Origin of the sequence: Streptomyces sp. H39-C1, from assembly GCF_027158125.1 — a bacterium.
GTDB classification, from domain to species: Bacteria; Actinomycetota; Actinomycetes; order Streptomycetales; family Streptomycetaceae; genus Actinacidiphila; species Actinacidiphila fildesensis.
The window spans coordinates 114,008-120,633 of the sequence record NZ_JAPVLS010000020.1 but is presented as its reverse complement, the minus strand read 5'-3'; the positions used below and the strand labels follow the sequence as shown (position 1 = coordinate 120,633).

Annotated in this window: 7 protein-coding genes; 2 read left to right on the top strand and 5 right to left on the bottom strand. The window is 71.6% G+C overall.

The genetic code is table 11. The features are described 5' to 3' along the window. The 5 genes from O3W51_RS16140 to O3W51_RS16120 all read right to left on the bottom strand — a co-directional run. Nucleotides 1-1,004 (bottom strand): hypothetical protein (locus O3W51_RS16140; RefSeq protein ID WP_269286328.1); only part of this gene is annotated, 1,004 nt, incomplete at its 3' end. A gap of 62 nt (nucleotides 1,005-1,066) precedes the next feature. Then, nucleotides 1,067-2,113, bottom strand: coding sequence for a C40 family peptidase (locus O3W51_RS16135; RefSeq protein ID WP_138356187.1), 1,047 nt, complete (start codon nucleotides 2,111-2,113; stop codon nucleotides 1,067-1,069). Between the two features lie 198 nt (nucleotides 2,114-2,311). Further along, the gene (locus O3W51_RS16130) at nucleotides 2,312-3,337 is read right to left on the bottom strand and encodes a C40 family peptidase (protein WP_138356188.1); all 1,026 of its coding nucleotides are present in this window, start codon (nucleotides 3,335-3,337) and stop codon (nucleotides 2,312-2,314) included. 308 nt (nucleotides 3,338-3,645) lie between these two features. After that, nucleotides 3,646-5,022, bottom strand: a complete 1,377-nt coding sequence (locus O3W51_RS16125) for an NYN domain-containing protein (RefSeq protein ID WP_198357148.1) — start codon at nucleotides 5,020-5,022, stop codon at nucleotides 3,646-3,648. Between the two features lie 91 nt (nucleotides 5,023-5,113). After that, nucleotides 5,114-5,404, bottom strand: a complete 291-nt coding sequence (locus O3W51_RS16120; RefSeq protein ID WP_138356190.1) for a hypothetical protein — start codon at nucleotides 5,402-5,404, stop codon at nucleotides 5,114-5,116. Nucleotides 5,405-5,543: 139 nt separating this feature from the next. Here O3W51_RS16120 and O3W51_RS16115 point away from each other — a divergent pair, with 139 nt between their 5' ends. Next, the gene (locus O3W51_RS16115) at nucleotides 5,544-6,323 is read left to right on the top strand and encodes a rhomboid family intramembrane serine protease (protein ID WP_138356191.1); all 780 of its coding nucleotides are present in this window, start codon (nucleotides 5,544-5,546) and stop codon (nucleotides 6,321-6,323) included. Continuing rightward, complete coding sequence (locus O3W51_RS16110; RefSeq protein WP_138356192.1) at nucleotides 6,320-6,601, top strand: Lrp/AsnC family transcriptional regulator; 282 nt, start codon at nucleotides 6,320-6,322, stop codon at nucleotides 6,599-6,601. The genes O3W51_RS16115 and O3W51_RS16110 overlap by 4 nt, the downstream gene beginning before the upstream one ends. Nucleotides 6,602-6,626: the final 25 nt, after the last annotated feature.

Genomic DNA, 6,626 nt, shown 5'->3' with positions numbered 1-6,626 from the left:
TCGGACGGCAGGTTCCGCGGGGCTCTGCCCGCGGCCACGTCGCGGCTCAGGTCGGGCGCGTCCTGGCGGGCGGTGCGGCCGCTGCCGCGGTAGCCGACCCAGTCGGCGAACCCCTCGGTGAGCCACAGCGGGGTGGTCGCGGTGGTGGCGGCGCGGGTCGCGACATGGGTCGTCTCGTGGGTGAGCACGACCTGGCGGCCGAACGCGGAAAGCTCCCCGAACGCCTCGGGGTTGATGATCACGCGGTCGGCCGGCGCCCCGGAGGATCCGCCGAGTTCGCCGGTGGTGACGGCGGCGATGCCACGGTAGGTGTCGGGGGCCCCGTGCAGCAGCGCGGCCATCCGCGCCAGCGAGGACGGCGCTTCGACGACGACGCGCCCGCTCCAGCCGTTCCCCCAGGCCCGCCCCACCGCGGGCACCGCACGGTCGGCGGCGTCGGCGTAGGTCCGCAGCGCCGCGGGCCCGTCCGTCCCGAGCACGAGGCTGTGCGCTCCGCGCACCACCCGCACCGGGCCCTGGTCCCACAACTGCTGGGCGTCGTGCCGGTCCCCGGCGACGTACCAGCGGCCGCCGCGCCGGACGAACGTCAGATCGGCGTCCGAGGTGACCGCCGAGGTGTCGTACCCGGTCAGCCGGTAGCCGACCTGGACCCGCGCCAGAGCCCGGTCACTGCCACCACCACCGGCGTCGGCACCGACACCCGTCACCCGGTACGACCACGAGTCGAGCGGCACCAGCGCCAGGTTCCGGAACACCTGCCGCTGCCGGTCCCGGAATCCCGGGTCGACGTCCGCGAGGAACGCCGTCTCGTCGTGGTGCAGCAGCGCCGCCGCATGCCGGTCGAGCACCGACTGGACGGCGGGAACGCCCGGGCCCGCGGGGACGACGGCAGCACCGCTCCCGCCACCGCCGCACCCGGTGAGCAGCGCCGGCAGGGTCAGCACGACGAGAACCACCGCGCGCCACAGCGCGGCGGTCCCGGGTCGCGTGCGCGCTGCCGCCATACGCCCGATCGTACGGGCGCCGCCCCGTGGCCCGGGTCAGGGCCGGGTGGCCGACGGGCAGGTCAGGGCCGGGTGACCGCGGAGATCGGCATCATGTTGACCGGGTCGTAGCGCACCCGCGCGCCCGGGTACGGGGCGTGCACCACCCGGCCGCCGCCGACGTACATCCCCACATGGCTCGCGTTGTCCCGGTAGATCACCAGGTCGCCGGGGCGGGCCTGGTCGAGCGGGACCTGGTGGCCGGCGTGCTTCTGCTCCTGCGAGGTCCGCGGCAGCGACACCCCGGCCTTCCGGTAGGAGTACTGCATGAGGCCGGAACAGTCGAAGGACGACGGGCCCGTGCTGCCCCACACATAGGGCGAGCCGATCGCCGCCCGCGCGGCGGCCACGGCCATCGCGGCGCGGGACGAGGAGGCCGGCAGATCCGGCATGTCGGGTACGGAACGGCTGGAGCGCGACGTCCGGTCGTCCAGGCCGCGGACGAATCCGGCGCGCTGCGCGGCCGGCATCTGGTTGAGGAGCCGTTGCGCCGCGCCGAGTTTGCCCTGCACGCTGCGCTTGCGGTCCTTCATCGTGGACCTGGCGCGTTCCAGGTCGGCCAGCTTGGCCGCCGCCATCGAACGCTTCTGCTCCAGCGAGCGCTGTGCTTCCTGCAGTTGCGCCAGATCGGCGGCCTGGTGGTTGCTGATCCGCTCCAGCGCCTCGGCCCGGTCGAGATAGCTGTCGGGATCGGAGGAGAGCATGAGGGCCATCGTCGGGTCGATGCCGCCGCTGCGGTACTGGGCCCCGGCGATCGCGCCGAGGTCGTCCCGCATCCGGTTGACCCGCTCCTGGCCCCGGGCGGCCTGGTCCTGGAGGGAGGCCACCTCGTGCCGCAGCCGGGTGGCGCGCTCCTGCGCCGCGTTGTACTGCTCGGTGGCCTGTTCGGCCTGCTGGTAGAGCCGTCCCACCCGGGACGACGTGTCGGTCGCGGGACCCGCCGGGTCGGCGGCCGCGACCTGGGCCGCCGCGCCTCCGGAGAGCGCCGCCGCGGCGGCCGCCGCGGAGAGCACGGTGACGCGGGAGGTGCGGGTGAAGCCGGGTTGCGGGGACCGCCGATGTGTTGCCACGGCTGAGACAGTAGTCAGACCATCACGCTGAGTTCAAAGACCGCGCGGCCGTGACGGGCGGGCGGCCTTCTCGATGCCCAGGTCACTGCCGCTCGGCCGTCAGCGGTCACCCTCCGATATCACTCGAATGAACCACGCCGCCGGCCGGAGGAGACATGATTCCGGCCGGGCGGGAGAGTGCCGGGAGAACGAACCGGATCAGATCCGTACGCCGAACTGGAACGGCATGTTGCCGATCGCCTCGTAGCGCACGTACGCACCCGGCTTGGGAGCGTGCAGCACCATGCCGTTGCCGGCGTAGAAGCCGACGTGGTGGCGGTCGCCGAAGAAGATGACCAGGTCGCCGGGGGCCAGCTGGCTCATCGTCAGGTGGGTGCCGTAGTTGGCCTGGTCCTGGGACATCCGGGGGATGTTGACACCCGCCTGCGCGTAGGACCACATGGTGAGGCCGGAGCAGTCGAAGGTGTTGGGACCCGTCTTCGCCCACTCGTACGGCATGCCGATCCTGGTCTTCGCGGCGGCGAGCGCGGCGGCGGCACGCTGCGAGGGCGCGGGAACGTCGCCCAGGTTGGGCCGCTCGTTGCTGCGGCTCGCGCGGGCGTCCTGGTCCGCGATGGCCGCACGCTGCTGCGCGGTCAGCGAGTTGAGCACCTTCTGGGCCGCGGCGAGCTTGCTCTGGGCCGCGTTCTTCTGCTTGCCGAGTTCGGTGCGGGCGCTCTCCAGCGAGGCCATCTTGGTGGTGGCCTCGGCGCGCTGCTGGTCCAGGGTGCGCTTGACTTCCTGGATCTGCTTGAGCGACTCGGCCTGCTGGGCGCTCACCTGGTCCATCATGGATGCCTGGGACAGGTAGGTGTCCGGGTCCGCCGACAGGAAGAGCTGGAGCGTCGGGTCGATGCCGCCGGTGCGGTACTGGGCACTGGCCATCGCGCCGAGGCCGTCGCGCAGGGTGTTGAGCGTGCCCTGTTCGCGCGCCACCCGGTCCTGGAGGTCGCCGACCTCCTTCTGCAGCTTGCCCTGCTGCTCCTTGGCCCCGTTGTACTTCTCGGTGGCCTGCTCCGCCTCGTCGTACAACTTGTCGACCTGGGACTTGACGTCCTTGATGTCGGGCTTGGCGGGGGCGGCGTTCGCGGCCTGGGAAGTGAGGGCGACGGCTGCGGCAGCGGTAGCGGTGAGTACGGTCACCCGCATGCGGCTTGTCGGCTTGGGACGACGGTGGGACGCCACGAAGGCGAGCTCCTTCTTCCTTCAGCCGCCTACCCGGTTGGTCGGCGGTCCCCCCTGCGCCCGGTCGTTCGGCCGCTGGACCCACGGTTTTCGTGGTGCGGCTTGATCGACGGCGCGGAGGTTCGAGCCCCGACCATAGTGACCTTCCTGTGATCGGTTCAAATCCTTGTAGGTAAAACTTCGATCGCGACACGTTTTCTTTACGAAGATCGAACGTGCAGTAGTGTTCATCTGACGCTGAGTTGATCGCAGATGCGCATAAGGGACACCGGAGTGCGAGGCACACCGGTAAGGGAGCGGACCGGAGTTCAGCCGCGCGCGAGCCGCCTGAGGAGCAGCGTCGAAGCGACGGGCCGCGCACCGGCCTTGGCGACGCCGTCGGCGACCTCACGGTCCGCGGAGACCACCACGACGACCCGCCCCGGCGGTTCCGCCCGGACCAGGCGGCGGATCAACTCGTCGGCGGTCTCGCCCGCCTTGCTGAACATCACCCGCACCCCGCGCGGCGGCGCCAGCAGCACCGGGGCGTCCAGATCGGCCCCGTCGAAGACACAGGTGACCTCGGCGCCGCTCTGCGCCGCCAGCACCGCGAGGCCGCCGAGCAGCCGCAGCCGCTGCTTCTCCAACGGCAGGGACGGATAACCCGTCTTGGTGACGTTGTAGCCGTCGATCACCAGGTGCGCCTGCGGGAGGGCCAGCAACTGGTCGAGCAGGGCCGGGTCGTTCTCGGACAGGGCGCGCTGCGCGATGTCCTTGGGGCTGATCGTGCCGGGCGCGACCGCTTCGACGGTGTCGGCCGGCCGGACGCCCATGGTGTCGCGCGGTGGCAGCGCCAGCTCGCGGCGCAGCCCGGTGGCCGCGTCCAGCACGGTGTCCAGCAACAGCCGCAGCCGTACGCCCTCGGCGCTGCGGCCCTCGCGCACGGACCTGCGGCCCGCCTCCAGAGCGGCCTCGGCCTCGGTGACGCGGGTCCTGAGCCGGCGTGCCTCGTTCTCGGCGGCGGCCTTGTCCGCGGCGGCCGCGGCCCGGACCTCCTCCAGCTCGGTCTCCACCTTGCGCAGCGCCGCCTCGGCACGCTTCATGTCGCTGACCGCGCTGCGCAGCCTGCGCTGCGTCGTGTCGATCTCCCTGCGGGCAGCCTCCAGCTCGCCGCGGCCGCGGGCGGCCTCGTCACGGGCCTGCAGCTGGAAATCGGCCAGCTCGTCCCTGAGCTGCTGCAGTTCGCGGGTGGTCTCGCCGTCGGCCCGTTCGGCCAGCGCGCGCTGCGCCTCCTCGCCGGCGGTCGCGACGATCTTGGCCCAGCCGGCCGGGCGCAGCAGATAGGCGGCGGCGGCCACGTCGAGCGGGTCCGCGGCGGGCGGCGGGGTGCCCGCCTCCAGCGCCTCGGCCAGCTCCGGCTGGGACTCACGCAGCCGGGCGGCGATCTTCTGCCGGAAGGCGGGATCGGTCTCCAGGGCGGTGGCCAGCGCGGTCGCCGCGAACTTGGCGCGCCGCGACGGGGTGAACCGGGCATAGGGCCGCAGCGGGGACGGCAGTTCGGCGAGGGTGAGGCCGCCGAAGGCATCAGCGGCTATCGTCACGACCCGGTGCCGCACGCCTTCGGGCAGCGGTCGGTCCAGGGCCGGCTCGGCCGCCTCGTCGGCGCCCCTGCTCTCGGCCTGCGGGTGCCCGCCGGTCCCATCCACCAGTCACTCCCGTCCAGTGCTGTCGGCGCCTCCCCGGCCCCCTTCGATCCCTCCGGCCGCCGCCGTACAAGTCCATTGTCGCCGTACAGGGTCAACCCTGCGTCGAATCCGCTTCCGCTTCGACACCGGCGTCGGCGCCGCCCTCGGCTCCCGCACTGGGCCGGTCGACCAACTCGACCTGGTCGGCCGCGTTGCACCAGCGGCAGCGCACCGACTCCACGGTCTCGCTGAGCACCTCGGTCTCCTCGACCTTCGCCTCACCGGCGAGGTCCAGGTGGACGTACTCCACGACCTTCGTCGATCGCGTGACATCGAACCGGGTCAGATTGCCGCACAGCGTGCAGCGCCACCGGGTCGTCGCGGTCGGCAGGGGAACCGGCATCGGGCGGACACCTCTTTCGGGACTTTCGGGTCGGCACGTGGCGTACGCGCGCGTTCCGGTTACCCTACGGCCTCCACGGCGGGCGGCGCTGCGGCGAGGCGCCCCCTGACCGATACGCCTGTTCCGTCATGATCGATACATGGTCATCCCGGTCTACGACAAGAACCCGGTCCGCCGCACTCCCGTGGTGACGTACGCCTTGATCGCCCTGTGCGTGGTCGTGTTCCTGCTGGGTCCGATCTCGGGGTTCAACCCCTCCTACGGCACGGGTGACCAGCTCCAGTGCGCCCAGGCGGTGTATTTCGACCGCTGGGGAGTCATCCCCGCCGAACTGTTCCACGGGCAGCTGCCGCTGGACCGGCTGGGGCTGCCCGCCGGCTGCCCGGCCCCGCACACGTTCACCAAAATGACATTTCCGTCGGTGCTCACCGCGATGTTCGTCCATGGAAGTTGGCTGCATCTGATCGGCAACATGCTGTTTTTGTACGTCTTCGGCGACAACGTCGAGAGCCGCATGGGCCGCTTCCGCTATCTGCTGTTCTTTCTGGCCGCCGGATACCTCGCCACGTACGGCTTCGCGCTCGCCAGCGCCGACTCGACGCAGACCCTGGTCGGCGCCTCCGGCGCCATCTCCGGGGCGCTCGGGGCGTATCTCTACCTCTATCCCAAGGCGCGGGTGACGAGCCTGTTCCCGTTCCTCTTCTTCGTCCCGCTGCGCTTCCCGGCCTGGATGGTCCTCGGCTTCTGGTTCGCGCTGCAGTGGCTGGCCGCCCAGACCAGCCAGTCGGGTCCCGGGGTCGCCTATCTGGCCCACGTGGTGGGCTTTGTCTTCGGCTTCCTGGCCGCCGTGGTGTGCTTCCGCCGAAGCCCTAAGCTGGAGACCGCAGCCAGGGCGACCCAAGGAGACCTACAGCCGTGATCACCGCGATCGTGCTCATCAAGACCAGCGTCGACCGGATCCCCGAGATCGCCGAGGCGATCGCCGCCCTGGACAGCGTCAGCGAGGTCTATTCGGTCACCGGGACGTACGACCTGGTCGCCATGGTCCGGGTCTCCCGGCACGACGACCTCGCGGACATCATCCCGGGCCGGATCAGCAAGATCCCCGGCGTCGAGGCCACCGACACGCATGTCGCGTTCCGCACGTACTCCCAGCACGACCTGGAGGCGGCCTTCGCGATCGGCCTCGAAGGCTGACGCGGCCGGCCGCCGCCCGGCGTAT